Annotated in this window: 11 protein-coding genes; 5 read left to right on the top strand and 6 right to left on the bottom strand. The window is 67.8% G+C overall.

Features of this window, described 5'->3' with window-relative positions; genetic code table 11:
* Nucleotides 1–55: 55 nt before the first annotated feature.
* A complete protein-coding gene (locus tag V3328_RS23060) occupies nucleotides 56–457 on the bottom strand; it encodes a hypothetical protein (RefSeq protein WP_340332079.1) in 402 nt (133 codons plus the stop codon).
* A 74-nt stretch (nucleotides 458–531) separates the two neighbouring features.
* Entirely contained in the window at nucleotides 532–837 is a 306-nt protein-coding gene (locus V3328_RS23055) for a hypothetical protein (protein ID WP_340332078.1), read from the bottom strand.
* Between the two features lie 277 nt (nucleotides 838–1,114).
* On the opposite strand from V3328_RS23055, the gene V3328_RS23050 reads away from it, so the two are divergent.
* The gene (locus V3328_RS23050) at nucleotides 1,115–7,168 is read left to right on the top strand and encodes an apolipoprotein A-IV repeat region-like domain-containing protein (protein WP_340332077.1); all 6,054 of its coding nucleotides are present in this window, start codon (nucleotides 1,115–1,117) and stop codon (nucleotides 7,166–7,168) included.
* Nucleotides 7,169–7,614: 446 nt separating this feature from the next.
* Here V3328_RS23050 and amaB read toward each other — a convergent pair whose 3' ends face one another.
* Entirely contained in the window at nucleotides 7,615–9,114 is a 1,500-nt protein-coding gene (gene amaB, locus V3328_RS23045; protein WP_340332076.1) for an L-piperidine-6-carboxylate dehydrogenase, read from the bottom strand.
* Nucleotides 9,115–9,201: 87 nt separating this feature from the next.
* Complete coding sequence (gene hmuQ, locus V3328_RS23040; protein ID WP_340332075.1) at nucleotides 9,202–9,531, bottom strand: heme-degrading protein HmuQ; 330 nt, start codon at nucleotides 9,529–9,531, stop codon at nucleotides 9,202–9,204.
* Between the two features lie 173 nt (nucleotides 9,532–9,704).
* Here hmuQ and V3328_RS23035 point away from each other — a divergent pair, with 173 nt between their 5' ends.
* A complete protein-coding gene (locus tag V3328_RS23035; protein ID WP_340332074.1) occupies nucleotides 9,705–10,484 on the top strand; it encodes an SDR family NAD(P)-dependent oxidoreductase in 780 nt (259 codons plus the stop codon).
* A 352-nt stretch (nucleotides 10,485–10,836) separates the two neighbouring features.
* On the opposite strand, the gene argE is transcribed toward V3328_RS23035, so the two are convergent.
* Nucleotides 10,837–12,006, bottom strand: coding sequence for an acetylornithine deacetylase (gene argE / locus V3328_RS23030; RefSeq protein ID WP_340332073.1), 1,170 nt, complete (start codon nucleotides 12,004–12,006; stop codon nucleotides 10,837–10,839).
* Between the two features lie 246 nt (nucleotides 12,007–12,252).
* Between argE and V3328_RS23025 the strand changes: the two genes are divergently transcribed.
* A complete protein-coding gene (locus V3328_RS23025) occupies nucleotides 12,253–12,921 on the top strand; it encodes a helix-turn-helix domain-containing protein (protein WP_340332072.1) in 669 nt (222 codons plus the stop codon).
* Between the two features lie 229 nt (nucleotides 12,922–13,150).
* Nucleotides 13,151–14,458, top strand: coding sequence for a type III glutamate--ammonia ligase (gene glnT / locus V3328_RS23020; RefSeq protein ID WP_340332071.1), 1,308 nt, complete (start codon nucleotides 13,151–13,153; stop codon nucleotides 14,456–14,458).
* Nucleotides 14,459–14,509: 51 nt separating this feature from the next.
* On the opposite strand, the gene V3328_RS23015 is transcribed toward glnT, so the two are convergent.
* Nucleotides 14,510–15,109 carry a helix-turn-helix domain-containing protein gene (locus tag V3328_RS23015; protein WP_340332070.1) on the bottom strand — a complete coding sequence of 200 codons (600 nt, stop codon included), beginning with the start codon at nucleotides 15,107–15,109 and terminating at the stop codon, nucleotides 14,510–14,512.
* A 237-nt stretch (nucleotides 15,110–15,346) separates the two neighbouring features.
* On the opposite strand from V3328_RS23015, the gene V3328_RS23010 reads away from it, so the two are divergent.
* Nucleotides 15,347–16,528 carry an alpha-hydroxy acid oxidase gene (locus tag V3328_RS23010; RefSeq protein WP_340332069.1) on the top strand — a complete coding sequence of 394 codons (1,182 nt, stop codon included), beginning with the start codon at nucleotides 15,347–15,349 and terminating at the stop codon, nucleotides 16,526–16,528.
* The last annotated feature ends 170 nt before the right edge of the window (nucleotides 16,529–16,698 follow it).

Genomic DNA, 16,698 nt, shown 5'->3' with positions numbered 1-16,698 from the left:
GGCCGCCCCGCCCAAGACGCTTAGGCGACGGATCGATCGTCTGGTTCTCGGCGCATTAGTGAATCAGAAAAAGTGACCTTATATAGGCGTTTACAAGAGTTATCTGATTCTCCACATCAATGATGGCATTGCGGCTGCGATCGTCCTCGACGTTGTGGCCGAACAGCGCTGCGGTGTCGGCACTGGCGGCCAGGTTCCAGGCGCCGATGCCGCGCGCCGCGCCGCTGATCGTACGCGTCGCACGCCGCCACTGCTCGCCGTTGCTGGCCTCCTTCAGACGGTTCAGGTAGACCGATGACTGCGCCACGAAGAGCTGCAGCACCTCGCGCTCCAGCTCCGTGTCTCCGAGCGAATGCCTCGTCAGGTGAACCAGGTCGACAGGCGGCGCCGTCGGCGTGACGCTGATCGCCTCGGGGGTTCTGTGTGTATTGGCTGACCGGCCCATGCGCTTCTCCATCCCGCTTCCCCCGGCCCGCGAACCGGCAGGGCAGCATCCATGGAGAAAGGTGTCAGCAACCCGATAAGACGAGGTTAACCACCCGGCGGCGTTTCGCCGAGCGCCCGATAGCCGCTTTCGGTCAGCCGGCAGACCAGCCAGTCGGGCTTGATGGGATTGTTGAACCACGGCTCGGCCCACCCGTTGGCGATGCACGAGCCGATGGTGCGGTGATTGATCTGGCGCCCGTCGTCGCCGAACAGCGGCAGCTTGCCGCCGGGCTGGCCGAGGCCGCGCTGGAGATAGGCGCGCTGCGCAGCCGTCGGTTCGCCTCCTCCCGGCTCCGGTGCGCCCTTCTTGGCCGACGTCGTCGACGCCTTTTCCTCACGCGCCTGCGCCACCCCGCCCTCCCGCGTTAACGATAAATTAACTTGCCCCTGCCCGCCCGCCGGCGGGTGTTTTCCCGGAAAGGATTTGGCACTACACTAGAGCCTGCGGCAAGTGTCAGCGGACACGGACCGAGCGTTCGGCACCAGCGACGCCCGGAAATGGGGCTACGCGGGCGTCGGGGATTGGCGTTTTCAGGCACATCCTCGATCGACGGGCGACCGGTATCCCCGCTGGCTCGTAAGCGGCGGGCGGGCGCCCGATGCGTATTGAGTACGAGGCGAACTTATCATGGCGAAACAATCTTCCAAGAAGCATGACGCGGCGGAAGCGGCATTGTCGGCCGTTGAAGAGGCGCTGACGGCAAACGGCACCGACCCGCTGGCAAGCGAAGCGGCCGCGGCCGAGGAAGCGACGGAGTCGGTGAACCGGGCCGTGGAGCGCGTCGTCGAGGCCGCGCGCGAGCAGCCGACCAGGAGCAATGGCAACGGCGCCGCGGAAAGCCGCCGCCGCAGTGTGCCCCGTCCTTCCGAAGCGGCCGCCAACGATGCCCGCCGTCCGGCCAACGATGACCGGCCGACGCTGAGCCACGTCGTCTATTCCATGCAGCGCCGCGCGCCTCGTACGCCGTTCTTCGTGGCCCTGCTGGTCTCGCTGCTGTGGATCGGCCTTGGCGGCGCGATCGGCTATGGCCTCTACGGATCGTCGCTCTACGCCGTGACAAACGCGGATCTCATTCGCTCCGAGCCGGGCATCGCCGTCATCTGGGCGGCCATCGTCGTCCCCGTCATCTTCTTCTTCGCGACCGCCACCATGGTCTGGCGCGCCAACGACCTTCGGCTTGCCGGCCGCTCGCTGACGGAAGCCGCCATCCGCCTTGCCGAGCCGGAAGGTGTCGCCAAGGAAGCGGTGATGACGGTTGGCCAGGCGATCCGCCGCGAGGTCGCCGCCATGGGCGATGGCGTCGAGCGGGCGCTCGCCCGCGCCGGCGAGCTGGAAGCGCTGATCCATTCCGAGGTCTCCTCGCTGGAACGCGCCTATCACGAAAACGAGATCCGCATCCGCGCCATCCTCGACCAGATGTCGAACGAGCGGGAATCCCTCCTTTCCAACGCCGATCGCCTGCGCGCGTCCATTGCCGGCGCCCACGAGAACCTGACGCTCGACCTGGCGACCGCGGGAGATCGCATCACGGAGTCCGTCACGAGCGCCGGTGCGCGCGTCACCGAGGCCCTCACCTTGCGCGGCGACGAGATGACCGACGCGCTGACCAGCTCCGGCGACAACCTGATCGCGACCCTGACCACCCATGGCGACGAATTCGTCCGCCGCCTGTCGCACACCGGCCACGAGGTCGCCACGACGCTGACCGACGCCAGCGAGATGGTCACCTCGACCCTCGACCAGCGCGGCCGCGAGGTGAACGAGGCATTCGCGCGCACGGGCGCCGACATCGTCGAGGATCTCTCGAATCGCGGCGTCGCCATCAACGAGACCCTCGCCTCCACGGGCCATACGCTCATCCAGTCGCTGACCGACCGCAGTGCTGAAGTCACCCAGCGCCTCAGCGACACCGGCAATCAGCTCTCCGAGACGCTGGTGCAGCGCGGCTCGGAGGTGACCGACCGCCTCTCGGAGGTCGGTTCGCAGATCTCCGACACGCTCGGCCGGCGCGGCACCGAGGTCACCGAGAACCTGTCGCAGGTCGGCACCGACATAACCGAGACGCTCGGCCAGCGGGGCTCCGAGCTTACCGACCGCCTGTCGTCCATCGGCACGGAAATCACGGAAACGCTGGGCCGGCGCGGCGCCGAGGTGACCGGCCGCCTCACCGAAGTCGGTTCTCAGATCTCCGAAACGATTTCCTCCAGCGGCAACGATCTGACGGCCCGCCTCGACGAGACCAGCCGGCGTATCGAGGACACCGTCACCAATCGTGGCAACGAGCTCACCGAACGGCTCGAGACCGTCGGCGCGACCTTCGTCGACGACATCGCCACGCGCACGTCCCGCTACACCGAGCAGCTGGGCGCAGCCGGTGCGGAGGTCTCGCGTGCCGTCGCCGCCCATGGCGACCAGCTCAACGAGAGCCTCAATGCCACGTCCGAACGGCTCATGGAGACGATGACGGGCCGCTCGCAGGAGGTGCAGGAAAACCTGCGCCGCACCGTCGGCGAAATCGACCACACCTTGTCGGTGAAGGGCGGCGAACTCGTCGACAAGCTCGCGTTCCGCTCCAGTGAAGTCGCCGAATTGCTCGACCACCGCTCTGCCGAACTCAACGAGATCCTTGCCAATCGGTCTGCGGAAATTACCGAGACCCTCTCGACCCGCGGCGAACTGCTGACCAGCGCCATGGACGAGCGTCTCGACCGCTTCGGCGCGACGCTGGAGGAACGCAGCGCGGCCATCGAGGCAACGCTGTCGGACCGCGGCGAACGGTTCACCACCGCACTGGACGAACGGCTGCAGCGCTTCGACACGACCCTGGAGGAGCGCGGCGCTGCTATCGAGGCAACGCTGTCGAACCGGGCGGACTCCTTCGTCCGCACGGTCGCCGAGCGCGCCAGCGAGGTCGATCGCACGCTTGGCGGGCGCCTTGCCGAGATTGCCTCGACCCTCAGCGAAAAGGGCGACGCCCTCGAGAAATCCCTCGGGGACCGGGCGACGTCGCTCGGCGAGACCCTCGGCAGCCGCGCCGCCGAGATCGACGAGACGCTCGGTCGCCGCGTCGGCGAAATCGACGAGCGGCTCGGCGCCCGCGCCAGCGAGATCGGCGAAACGCTCGGCAACCGGGTCGGCGAGATCGAGGCTTCGCTCGGCCGCAACGCGCAGGCGCTCGAGGCGGCCCTCGGCGACGGCTCGAGGTCCCTCGAATCCACGCTTGGACGCAACGTGTCGGCTCTCGAAAGCATGCTGGGCCGCAATGCCGAGACGATCGAAAGGACGATCGGCGAACGCACCGAACAGCTCAACGAGGCTCTTGGCAGCCGCGCCCGGGAGATCGGCGAGACGCTGGGCGCACGCAGCGCCGAACTCGAGGAGACCCTGAGTTCGCGGGCCGCAAGCATCGACCGGACCCTCGGCGCGCGTGGCGCCGAGATCGAGGAGACCCTCGCCTCCCGGGCCACCAGCATCGAACAGACGCTGGGCGCGAAGACGGCCGACATCGACCGCACGCTCGGCGATCGCGTCGCGCAACTCGAGCAGACCCTCGGCGATCGCGCCGCGGGGATCGAGCAGACCCTGGGCGGCCGTGCCGCCGACATCGAACGCACGCTGTCTGAGCAGACCGGCAACCTCGACAGGTCGCTTGGCGAACGTGCCGCCGAGATCAGTCACACGCTCGGCCAGCGCGCCGCGCAGATCAACCAGTCGCTCGGCGACCGCGCCGTCCAGATCAACCAGAATCTCGGCGACCGGGCGTCGGAGATCGACCAGACCCTCGGGACCAAGGCAAACGAGATCGACCAGACCCTCTCGGGTCGTGCCGCCGCGATCGAGGAATCGCTGGGCCGCCATGCCGCGTCCATGGACCAGACACTTGGCGACCGCGCCGCGCAGATCCGGGACACGCTCGGCAGCCGCGTTGCCGAGATCGAGGAACTGCTCGACACCCGGACGAGCGACATCAACATCACGCTCGGCGCCAGGGCAAACGAGATCGAGCAGACGCTTTCCAACCGGACGGCGAGCATAAACCAGGCGCTCGCCGCCCGCGTCGACGAGATCAACGAGCAACTGTCCGGACGCGCATCGGACCTGGAGCAGACGCTGGTCGTTCGCGGCGGCCGTCTCATCAACGAGATCGCCAGCAGTTCAGGCGAGATCGAGAAGGTCGTCAGCAGCGCTTCGGAGACCGTCTCGCGCGCCATTGCCGCCAAGGGGGGCGATGTCACCAAGGCGATCGCGCAGCAGGGCCTGGAAGTCACCAAGGCCATCGCCGAAAGCGGCCAGCACGCCTACGACGCGCTGGAATCGCGTGGCCGCAGGATCGTCGAGGAGATTTCCGAGACGAATAACACGCTCACGACCAACATCGAGGCCATCCTCGCGCGGCTGGGCGACTCCAACGCCCTGCTCCGCTCCGTTCTCACCGGCGCCAGCGACAACCTGGCGGCCATCGAGTCGACCCTCAATCAGCGCGTCGACGAGTTCCGCGGCGCGGTCGAGGCCGTATCCCTCGACGCCGGCAAGACCAGCGATCGCATGGGCGATCAGGTCAAGCTGCTGGAGCAGATGTCCGCGAAGGTCCTTGCCGATATCGGCGCCCTGGCCGAGCGCTTCGACGCGCAGGGCAAGTCGCTTGCCGATACCGCCGGACAGCTCGATCGGACCAACGCCGAAATGGATGCCGCGATCGAGGCTCGCCGCGCCCGGCTCGAGGATCTCGCCTCCAGCCTCACGGTGCGCGCGCAGGAGATCGACGGCCTCATCAACGGCTACACGTCGGCGATCGAGCGCACCCTCTCCGGGGCGGAAGCTCGGGCGAGTTCGCTTGGCGAGATGCTGCAGGCGGCGACACGCGACGCCTCGGAGCGGCTGCTCGGCGAATTCGAGCGTCTGAACGGGTCGGTCGAAGACCTTGCAGGACAGATCGGCAAGCGCGCCGTGACGTCCTCGCGGGCGATCTACGACCAGCTCGAGGCGGTTCGCCGGGCTGCCGACGACGTCTCCGCGACGGTCACCGACCGCACGTCGAGCGCCACGCAGACCCTCCTCGCCGAAGTCGAACGGATCCAGAGTGCGACCGACGCCATCGCCGCTTCGATCTCGGAGCGGGCGGTCAGTTCCACCCGCTCGCTCGCCGAGGAGATCCAGGGCATCCAGGAGATGGCGGATCGGGCTGCCGAGCGCATCGCCGGCAGCGCGGTCAGTTCTGCCCGCTCGGTCGCGGACGAACTGCGCGGCATCCAGGAAATGGCCGATCGGGCAGCCGCGACGGTCGCCGAAAGCGCGGCCACCTCGAAGCACTCGCTCGCCGAGGAGCTTCAGGGCATACAGGAGCTGGCGGACCGCGCCGCGGCCACCGTCTCCGACAGTGCTGTCAGTTCCAAGCGCTCCATCGCCGCCGAACTGCAGAGCATCCAGGAGCTGGCCGATCGCGCCGCCTCGAGCGTCGCCGAGCGTGCGATGAGTTCGGCGCGTTCGGTCGCCGACGAACTGGAGGGTATCCAGGAGATCGCCGACCGTGCCAGTGCCGGCATTGCCGACCGGGCGCAGCTGTCGGCCCGCTCCGTCAACGAGCAGTTCGATTCGCTGCGCACCGCGGCCGAGGAAATCCGGCAGCTTCTCTCCGAGACGGCGCAGGTGTCCTCGCGTACCGTCTCCGAGCAGCTCGAGTACATGCGCCTCACCGCGGGAGAGGAAGGCGAGCGCGCCGCCGGGGCCGTTCGTGCCGGCTTCGAGCACGTCACGCAGGACATCTCCGGCCTGCTGCAGGGTGCCACGCAGCGCTTCACCGACGCGGCCGCGGAAATGCGTTCGGCCGCCAAGGCGATCTCCGAGGAACTGGAAACGACCCGCACGGAGCTGAAGCGCGGCGTCTTCGAGCTTCCCCGCGAGACTCAGGAGAACGCCGCGGCCATGCGCCGGGCGGTCGCCGATCAGATCAAGGCGCTAAACGAGCTGTCCGAGATCGTCTCGCGCCACGGCAACGCGATCGACGTCGCGGTGCCCGACCAGCGCCGCCTCGCCTCGCGCGGCGGCGGTTCGGTCGTGCAGTCGGTCGCTGCGGCTCAGCCGGTGCAGCAGTCCGCCCGGACAAGCCAGCCCGTCGAGGCCGAGGCGCCGGCGCGCGCTCCGGCGCCGGCACCCGAGCCGCCGGCCCGTCGGGAGACGCCGCCGCGGCCGGCCGCCGAAAGTGCGCCGGCCGGCAGGGCCCAGGAGCCCCGGTCCGGCGATCGCTGGTCGCTGTCCGACGTGCTGCAGCGCGCCGGCAGCCCCGAGGAGGAAAAGCCGGCGCCGCGTCGCAGCGAGGAGAGCGAGCGTTCGCCCGCCCACATGATGGAGTCGCTCAACGCGATCGCCGTCGATATCGTGCGGGCGATCGACGACAACGCCTTCATGGATCTCTACGACCGGTACCGTCGCGGCGAGCGGGACATCTTCATCCGCCGGCTGTTTGCCCAGCGCGACCGCGGCGTCATCGACGAGGTCCGCCGCAAGTATCGCCGCGATCCGGAACTCCGCGACGCCGTCGACCGCTATCTGGGTGGTTTCGAGCAGCTCATCGAGGACATTTCCCGGACCGACCGGGACGGGGTCATGCGCCAGATGTACCTGACGTCCGAGCCCAGCAAGGTCTACGCCATCCTGGCCGACGCCACCGGCCGGATGAGCTGATCCGCGGCCCGCTTCCGGTCCGCACGAATCGAGAAGGCCGGTCCTGCGGGGCCGGCCTTTGCTTTTGCAGTCACCGTCGGGTCACGACGGCGGTTCCCCGCCCGATCAGTCCCACTTGCCGCGCGCGTCGCGCGAATGGCGGTCGCCCCACGCGACGATGGCCATGAAAAACAGGAATGTCCCTGCGATCGCGATGATGGCGGCCTGTTCGGCTCCGGTCATGATGTCTTCCCTCGCTCGGTCTCTGTCCCGCGGGTACCGCAGCGGCGCACGGCCGCCGACGACCCGTCCGAGAGGCAGGATGAGGGAATTCGGCCGCTTCTCATTGACCGGGATCAAATCGCCGGCCGACGGCGCCTCCGACACAGAAAAACCGGCCGGGGAGCCCCGGCCGGTGCAACGTTTGTTCCGCTACATGCTCTGGCGGATCTGCGATCCGCGAACCGCTAGACGTCGAACTTGACGCCCTGCGCCAGCGGCAGCTCGCGGGAATAGTTGATGGTGTTGGTCTGGCGGCGCATGTAGCCTTTCCAGGCGTCGGAACCGGATTCCCGCCCGCCGCCGGTTTCCTTCTCGCCGCCGAACGCGCCGCCGATCTCGGCGCCGGAGGGGCCGATGTTGACGTTGGCGATGCCGCAGTCCGAGCCCACCGCCGACAGGAACGTCTCCGCCTCGCGCAGGTCGTTGGTGAAGATGCACGACGACAGGCCCTGCGGCACGTCGTTGTGCATTTCGATCGCCTCGTCGAGTTCCGAATAGCCCATCACGTAGAGGATGGGCGCGAAAGTCTCCTCGCGGACGATGTCGGTCTGACCGGGCATCTCGACGATCGCCGGCTCGACATAGGCCCCGCCGGGAACCTTGTCGGTCACCGGCTTGCCGCCGTGCACCGTGCCGCCGTCGCCCTTCGCCGTTTCAAGCGCCGCCTGCATCCGCTCCAGTGCTGCCTTGTCGATCAGCGGACCGACCAGCGTGCCGCTGTCCAGCGGGTTGCCGATCGGCGCCGACGAATAGGCCTTGGTCAGCCGCGCCACCAGGTCGGCGCGAATGCTCTCGTGCACGATGACGCGCCTGAGCGACGTGCAGCGCTGGCCGCAGGTGCCGACCGCCGAGAAGGTGATCGCCCGCACCGCCAGGTCGAGGTCGGCGGACGGCGCGACGATCATCGCGTTGTTGCCGCCCAGTTCCAGGATCAGCTTGCCGAACCGGCCGGTGACATTCGGTCCGACCGACCTGCCCATGCGCGTCGAGCCTGTCGCCGAGATCAGCGCCACGTCCGGCGAATTGACCAGCGCCTCGCCGACATCTGCGCCGCCGATAACCACCTGGTGCAGGCCCTCCGGCGCGGCGCCCGAGCGGGCGATCGCCTTGTCGAGGATCCTGGCGCAGGCGAGCGCCGTCAGCGGCGTCTTCTCCGACGGCTTCCAGATCACCGCGTTGCCGCAGACCAGCGCCAGCGCCGTGTTCCACGACCACACCGCGACGGGAAAATTGAAGGCGGTGATGACGCCTGCGACGCCGAGCGGATGCCAGGTCTCCATCATCCGGTGGCCCGGCCGCTCCGACGCAATCGTATATCCGTAGAGCTGGCGCGACAGGCCGACGGCGAAATCGCAGATGTCGATCATCTCCTGCACCTCGCCCAGCCCCTCGGACAGGATCTTGCCGGCCTCCAGCGACACCAGCCGGCCGAGATCCTCCTTGGCTGCGCGCAGTTCCTCGCCAAGCAGCCGGACCAGTTCGCCGCGCACCGGGGCGGGGACGCTGCGCCACGTCCGGAAGGCCGCATTCGCCGATGCGATGACGGCCGCCATGTCTCCGGCCGATGTCTGGTGCACCTTCGCGATCTCGGAGCCGTCGATCGGGGTGTGGACCGCCAGCGTACCGCCGGAGGTTACCGTCTCCGGAAGGCCGTTGCCGGCAAGGATGTCTTTGTATTGGCTCACGTCACTCTCCGTACTTGTCGATGCGAGGGGCAGGATCCGATCGGATCGGGGCGAAACCGGCCGGCGCGCTGCCGCCGGCCTTGGATCTCAGGCCGCGCCGGCGGTCGCCTTGAGCGAGACCACCGGCTCGAAGCCTTCGAATTCGGGGTGGCCGAGATAGAGCGGCTTGTTGGAGCCGGCATTCCTGTGCGCCTTGCGAAAGGCTTCGGACCGGGTCCAGTTCTCGAAATCGCCGCGGCTGCGCCAGATCGTGTGCGAGGAGTAGAGCGTGTGATCGTCGTGCTCCGGCCCCTTCAGCAGGTGGAACTCGACGAAGCCCGGCACCGTGTCGAGGTGGCTGTCGCGATCGCGCCAGACCGTCTCGAAATCGGCCTCCGCACCCTTGACGACCTTGAAGCGGTTCATGGCGATGAACATCGTGCGTCTCCTTGGTTTGCCTTCACATCGGCGAGCGGAACGATTTCGTCAACCGGCAGAATTGCCGAGTTCGCCTATGCGGGACGCGCCCGACAGTATTCCACGCCGTCTGTCCCAACCGGACCGTATATGGGACAAGATGCCGCCCCGAATCGAAGAACTGAGGCTGCGACATGGATGCCAGTGCGACGCAACGACTGAACCTCGACGGCCGCCGGGCCCTGGTCACCGGTGGTGCCGGCGGCATCGGCCTGGCGACCGCCCGCCTCTGTGCGGCCCGCGGCGCCGACGTGGTCGTCATCGATGCCAACCGGGACGCGCTCGCCGCCGTCTCGGACGAATTCTCGGAGCGGGCCACCAGGTTCCTGACGTGTGTCTGCGACGTGACCGTGGAAGCCGACGTCCGGGCGGCCTTCGCCGAAGCGAGATCGGAGTTCGGCCCTATAGATATCCTGGTCAACAATGTCGGCATCGGCGCCCGCGTGCCCACCACGGAGCTCGACACCGACACCTGGTCCCGGGTGATGGAGGTGAACCTCACCGGCGCCTTCGTCTGCTCGCGCGAATTCGCCCTCCAGGCCGATCCAGCTCGCGGCGGCGCCATCGTCAACGTCGCCTCGATCATGGGGGCGGTCGGCAATTCGCTCTATCCCAACCTCTCCTATCACGCCAGCAAGGGCGGCCTCGTCAACGTGACGCGGGCGCTTGCCGCCGAATGGGCGCCCAGGAACATCCGGGTCAACGTGGTCTTGCCGACCTTCGTCGAAACCGCCCTGACCCGGAACCTGCTCTCCGAAGGCTCGATGCGGCAGGACATCCTCGACCGCACACCGCTGCGCCGCCTGGCCTCGCCCGAGGACGTCGCCGAAGCGATCGCCTTCCTGTCGTCCGACGCCGCCGGCATGATCACCGGCGCGGCGATCCCGGTCGACGGCGGCTGGCTGGCCGTCTGACACCCCTCCGCTCCGCCACGGCCCCCGCGGAGGAGACGCGGATGGTCGGGACAGGCTTGCCCCACGCCCCACCCAGCCCTCATGGTAAGGAGCGGGCAAAGCCCGCGTCCCGAACCACGAGGGCGTGCCTCACCAGAACATCCGCAGCCAGAAGAATAGCGCCTTCGGCCGCTCGTAACGCTGGGCCCCGGCTCAGGGCCGGGGCGTACCCCTGTCGTATGGCGAAGCACCTGCCCACAGCACTGATTACATCCCGGACTTGATCCGGGATCCAGCGTAAAGCCAGGCGAAGCCGCCGCTGTTGCGCGCCGCGCGCGCGTTCAACCGCGCCGGGCAGCCGGGGCGGCCAGTCTCACGCCTCCCGGCAGAGCCGGGCGCACAGCTTCTCCAGGAAGACCTGGCAGGCCTCGATCTGGCTCAGCTCGATGAACTCGTCGGGCTTGTGCGCCTGCTCGATGGAGCCGGGGCCGAACACGACGGTCGACATGCCCGCCCGGTCGAAATAGCCCGCGTCCGTGCCGAAGGGCACCGTTCCGACGCTGTTGATGCCGGTGAGGTCGCGCACCAGCGCGACGGCGGGGGCATCCTCGGACGTGCCGAGGCCGGGATAGGCGTCCTCCAGCACGGTGACGATGTCGGCATCCGGCGAGATCGCCTGCATCTGCGGCCTCAACTCTTCGCGCACGTAGTCCTCTATGCCGGCAAGGATCGCGTCCGCCTCGTCGCCGGGTACGGGCCGCAATTCCCAGTCGAACACGCAGGTCCCGGCGATGACGTTGCGCGCGATGCCGCCGGCAATCGTGCCGACGCTGATCGTCGAGAACGGCGGATCGAATTCCGAGCGTGGCTCCGGCCGCGCGGCGAGGTTTCGGGCGACCTCTTCCAGATGAGCGATCATCCGCGTGGCGAAGAAGATCGCGTTGACCCCCCTGGAGGGGTCGGAGGCGTGGCCTTCCAGCCCGGTGACCGTGGTCTTCAGCTCGTAGCCGCCCTTGTGGCCGACAATGATCTTCATCTCCGTCGGCTCTCCGACGATCGCGATCGCCGGCTTCACCGGATAGCCGCCCATCTCCTGGCTGAGCACGCGGGCACCGCGGCTGCCGGTTTCCTCGTCGAAGGTGAAGGCCAGATGTATCGGCCGTTTCAGGTCGGCCTCCTGGAACATCGGCACCGCGGCGAGCGCGCAGGCGATGAACCCCTTCATGTCGACCGAGCCACGTGCGAACAGCCGGCCCTCCCGGTTGACCAGCGTGAACGGCGGCGTCTGCCAGTCCTGTCCGTCGACGGGAACGACGTCGGTATGCCCCGACAGAACGACGCCGCCGTCGATCCGCGGGCCGATCGTGGCGAACAGGTTCGCCCGCTCGCCGTCCTCCCCGTAGCTGAGCACGGCCTCCACTCCCAGCCCCTCGAGATAGGCCTGGATGTGCGCGACGATATCGAGATTGGTTCTGAGCGACAGCGACTCGAACGAAACGAGTTCTCCGAGCAGTCCGATCGTCGCGGCGACCCTGTCCTTCATGAGGTTTCGCGTCCCTGTTGTTGCCTGCGGGGTTCGATGCCGGCTGCGCCTCCCGCCGGGTCTTTGCGGAAGGGTCGCATGTATCCGCCATCGCCTGCCCCCGGCAAGCGCCCGATTCTTTGCGGCGCGCGACGTCGGCCCCTCAGGTGACGGACCTATCCCGGGGGAGGCAGCGAGTTCGTCGACACCGCTGCGCAAGCCGGATAGTTTCATCACAGGAAAAAAGGACGTTGGAGCCACTGTATCATGGCGAAGGCGAGGCAATCCGCCGGTCGCACCGGCCGGCCGAAACAGGCGACGGACGAATATCCGTTCCAGGATCCGCATGCCCGCGACGATGCCGGCGCGCGGCTGCTGGAAAAGGCGATCGGACGCGAGGTGCGGGCATTCCGTGAAAAGCTCGGCATGACGATCACCGAACTGGCCAAGGCATCGGGTCTGTCCGCGGGAATGCTCTCGAAGATCGAGAACGGCGGCACCTCGCCATCCCTCGCCTCGCTGCAGGCGCTGTCCCGCGCGCTGCACGTGCCCGTCACCGCCCTGATGCGGACCTTCGAGGAAACGCACTCGGCGACCTTCGTCAAGTCCGGTCAGGGTCTGGAGATCGAACGCCGGGGCACCCGGGCCGGACACCAGTACAACCTGCTAGGCCATCTGCCGACCGGTCCCCTCGTCGTCGAGCCCTATCTGATCACGCTCAGCGCCGAGTCGGACGTCTTTCCCGTTTTCCAGCATGCCGGCACCGAGTTCATCTACATGCTGGAAGGCGAGGTCACCTATCGGCACGGCAACAGGACCTACCGCCTGCTGCCCGGCGATTCCCTGTACTTCGACGCAGACGCGCCGCACGGCCCTGAGGAACTGAACAGTCTGCCGATCGTGTTCCTCTCGGTGATCAGCTACGTGCGGTCCTGACCCGCTCGCCGCCACCCGGGAGCCGCCTGCTTAGCACCACCAATCATTCATGCGCGGAAACATTTTTTCCGGGTAGTTGAGGGGGCCTCCATTAGTTGCTACCGTGGCCGGCGGTCGTATTCTGAGGGGAACTTCCGGACGTACAGGCGCACGCGCACGACCCGCTGACGGGGTCGGCAGTTGACGCATGCCGCACTGCATGGCCGGACGAGACAACGGAGCAGCAAAAATGGCGGTCGATCTCGCCGACTTCGGCAAGAAGAACAAGATTCGCTACTTCCTCATCAATTTCACCGACCTGTTCGGCATCCAGCGCGCCAAGCTGGTGCCCCTGCAGGCGATCGCCGACATGCAGAAGAACGGGGCCGGCTTCGCCGGCTTTGCCACCTGGCTCGACATGACGCCGGCGCATCCGGACATGTTCGCCGTCCCCGACGGCGACAGCGTCATCCAGCTCCCGTGGAAGCCGGAGGTCGCCTGGGTCGCCGGCGATCTGGCAATGGACGGCAGCGGCGTCGGCCAGGCACCGCGTCTCGTCCTGAAGGGCCTCATCGAGCGAGCCAACGCCCTGGGTCTGCGGCCGAAATCCGGGATCGAGGCGGAGTACCACATCATCAATGCCGACGGCACCGACATCTCGGATGGCCGTGACCGGCAGGAAAAGCCCTGCTACGACCAGTCGGCCCTGATGCGCCGCTTCGACGTGATCTCGGAGATCTGCGATGCGATGCTCGAGCTGGGATGGGGCCCCTACCAGAACGATCACGAGGACGCCAACGGGCAGTTCGAGATGAACTGGGACTACGACGACGTCCTCGTCACCGCCGACCGGCACGCCTTCTTCAAGTTCATGGTCAAGTCGATCGCCGAGAACCACGGTCTCCGTGCGACCTTCATGCCCAAGCCTTTCGCCCACCTGACGGGCAACGGCTGCCACGTCCACCTGTCGATGTGGGACAAGGCCGGCAAAAAGAACCTGTTCCACGACGCCAAGGGCGAGCTCGGGCTGTCGAGGCAGGCCTATCACTTCCTCGGCGGCGTCATGCACCACGCCGAGGCGCTCGCGGCGATCACCAATCCGACGGTGAACTCCTACAAGCGGATCAACGCGCCGCGCACTCTGTCGGGCGCCACCTGGTCGCCGAACACCGTGACCTACGCCGGCAACAACCGCACGCACATGGTCAGGATCCCGGACGCCGGCCGCTTCGAGTTCCGGCTCGCCGACGGGGCGGCCAACCCCTACCTGATGCAGGCCGCCTTCCTGGCCGCCGGCCTCGACGGCATCGAGAACGAGCGCGATCCCGGCAAGCGGCTCGACATCGACATGTACGCCGACGGCCACAAGGTGCGCGGCGCCAAGAAGCTGCCGCTCAACCTGCTCGACGCGATCCGCGCCTTCGAGAAGGACAAGGTGCTGCGCGAGGCTCTCGGCAGCGAGTTCTGCGACGCCTACGTCAAGCTGAAGCACAACGAGTGGACCGCCTACTGCAAGCATCTGACGCAGTGGGAGCGCGACAACACGCTGGACTGCTGAGGCCGTACGTTCGGCGGCGGATCCGGGCGGACCGGCCGGTCCGCCGCCGCCTCACTGCGTGTGAACCCACAGGACGACGGCGTCCTGCTCGCCCTCCGACGTCCAGACGTGCCCGGCGTTGGCGTCGTAGTACATCGAATCGCCCTCGTTGAGCACGACCGGGGCGTAGATGTCGCTGTGCACCACCAGCGTGCCGCTGAGCACCGTCACGAAGACCTCGGCATTGTAGCGGGCCCATTCGGAATATTCGCTGATGTCGCGCGCCCGCACCCGGGTGCGGATCGGCGCCATCTTCTTCTGCGCCAGGTCGCTGCACAGCCAGACGTTGTCGCAGGTGCCGGTCGGACTGAGCTTGCCGTCGTCGCTGCGGGTGATGCTGCGCCGCCCCGTCGCGCCGCCGCTGTCGTCGGTCAGCAGCGTCGCCGCCTCTATGCCGAAGCCGGTGGCGATGCGCGACAGCGTCGTCACAGTCGGCGACAGCGCCTCGCGTTCGATCTTCGACAGCGTCGATACCGAAATCCCGGTCGCCCGGCTCGCCTCGTGAAGGGTCCAGCTGCGCTCGCGGCGCAACTGCTGCAGCTTGGCACCGACCTCCAGCACCTTCGGGTTCCCCGACAGGGCACCCCCCGGTTCCTTGATATCGATGTTCATCGGCTTCCCTTCCGGCCCGGCCTTCAATCCTGAGCGAACGCCCGCTGGCGAACGCCGCGACAGGACTCACGGTCGTTGACCTACTCAATTTTCATCAGCGCCACCATAGCGCCGGCGTGTTGAGGAAACGAATATTTTTATCGCTTCCGCAAAATGACGGCATGTGCAACCGTGTCTCCGGAGGACCCGGGCATCCGATCGGGGCAGCAAGCGGACACGGCGGGCGGGATCGCGAAGATGGTTTGTCTGAACGTCGCGGACTACCGGCACGGGGCCCGGCGGCGACTGCCCCGCGGCCTGTTCGAATATGTGGACCGCGGCACCGAGGACGAAACGGGCCTCGCGGCGATCCGCCGGTCCCTGGACGCGGTCCGCATCGTGCCGCGCGTGCTGCGCGACGTCTCCGGCATCGATCTGTCGACGCGGATCTTCGGCAGGACCCTTCCCTGCCCGCTGATCGTCGCGCCGACCGCGGCTGCCGGACTGCTGTGGCACGACGGCGAAGTGGCGCTCGCGAGTGCCGCCGGGGCGGCGGGGCTCCCGTTCTGCGCGGCGACACAGTCGATGACGTCGATCGAGGCGATCCGGGCCGGCGCTCCGGACGCCGACCTGTGGTTCCAGCTCTACGTCTGGCAGGACCGCGACCTGGTCGGGGCGCTGCTCGAACGAGCGGCCGCGGCGGGCGCGACGACGCTTGTCCTGACGGTCGACACGCCGATATCGCCGAAGCGCGAATACAACACCAGAAACGGCTTCGCGATCCCGATCGTCCCCTCGGCCACAGCCGCCTTCGACGTCGCACGCCACCCGCGCTGGACCTGGCAGGTGCTGCTGCGCTACCTGCGCCAGGGCGGCATGCCGACCTATGCGAACTATCCGCCCGAGTTCCGCACGGCGCTCACGCGCCGGGCCGTATCCGACAGGGTCCGGCTGTCCGAGCGCGTCACCTGGGAGGATGTCGAGGACCTGCGGCGCGACTGGCGGGGACGGCTCGTCCTCAAGGGTGTGCTGCATGTCGACGACGCCCGCCGGGCCGCCGACCTCGGCGCCGACGGGATCGTGGTGTCCGCGCATGGCGGCCGCAACCTGGATTGCGCGGTTGCGCCCGCCGACGTGTTGCCGGGGATCGCCGAAGCGGTCGGCGAGAAGATGACGGTGTTCGCCGACAGCGGCATCCGGCGCGGCAGCGACGTGGTGAAGCTCCTCGCCATGGGAGCCAGTGCTGTGCTTCTGGGCCGCTCCGTCCTCTTCGGCACGGCGGTTGCCGGCCGTGCCGGCGCGGCGCACGTGCTCGCCATCCTGCGCGAGGAAATCAGCCAGTGCCTGGCCTTTGCCGGACAGACCTCAATCGAGGATCTGGACCCCGGCATCCTGTTCCGGCCCCTTCCCGCCGCGCTGGCGGCCGAACGGCAGGCTTAGTTCCGGTGCCACGCCGGCACTTGCCAATTTTCTATTAAAAGAAAACATTGCGCCTATAAGACAATCGTGCAACGGTTCGAGGAGGCGTTTCTCGAGCTGTTCAGCAGGCGGGGCGAATGTTGGGAACCGACACACGGCCGGACGGGCGTCGGCGGGAGGCGAGCCGCGAC

This window comes from Microbaculum marinum, from assembly GCF_037855135.1.
In the GTDB taxonomy this organism is placed as follows: Bacteria; Pseudomonadota; Alphaproteobacteria; order Rhizobiales; family Tepidamorphaceae; genus Microbaculum; species Microbaculum marinum.
Note: the sequence above shows the minus strand (reverse complement) of the source record. Positions and strands in the feature narration are given on the sequence as shown.

Excerpts from the sequence above, each read along its gene's own strand:
- argE (WP_340332073.1), bottom strand. The coding sequence starts at position 12,006 with ATGAAGGACAGGGTCGCCGCGACGATCGGACTGCTCGGAGAACTCGTT.
- V3328_RS23015 (WP_340332070.1), bottom strand. The coding sequence starts at position 15,109 with ATGAACATCGATATCAAGGAACCGGGGGGTGCCCTGTCGGGGAACCCG.
- V3328_RS23050 (WP_340332077.1), top strand. The coding sequence starts at position 1,115 with ATGGCGAAACAATCTTCCAAGAAGCATGACGCGGCGGAAGCGGCATTG.
- V3328_RS23025 (WP_340332072.1), top strand. The coding sequence starts at position 12,253 with ATGGCGAAGGCGAGGCAATCCGCCGGTCGCACCGGCCGGCCGAAACAG.
- glnT (WP_340332071.1), top strand. The coding sequence starts at position 13,151 with ATGGCGGTCGATCTCGCCGACTTCGGCAAGAAGAACAAGATTCGCTAC.
- V3328_RS23035 (WP_340332074.1), top strand. The coding sequence starts at position 9,705 with ATGGATGCCAGTGCGACGCAACGACTGAACCTCGACGGCCGCCGGGCC.
- V3328_RS23060 (WP_340332079.1), bottom strand. The coding sequence starts at position 457 with ATGGAGAAGCGCATGGGCCGGTCAGCCAATACACACAGAACCCCCGAG.
- hmuQ (WP_340332075.1), bottom strand. The coding sequence starts at position 9,531 with ATGTTCATCGCCATGAACCGCTTCAAGGTCGTCAAGGGTGCGGAGGCC.
- V3328_RS23010 (WP_340332069.1), top strand. The coding sequence starts at position 15,347 with ATGGTTTGTCTGAACGTCGCGGACTACCGGCACGGGGCCCGGCGGCGA.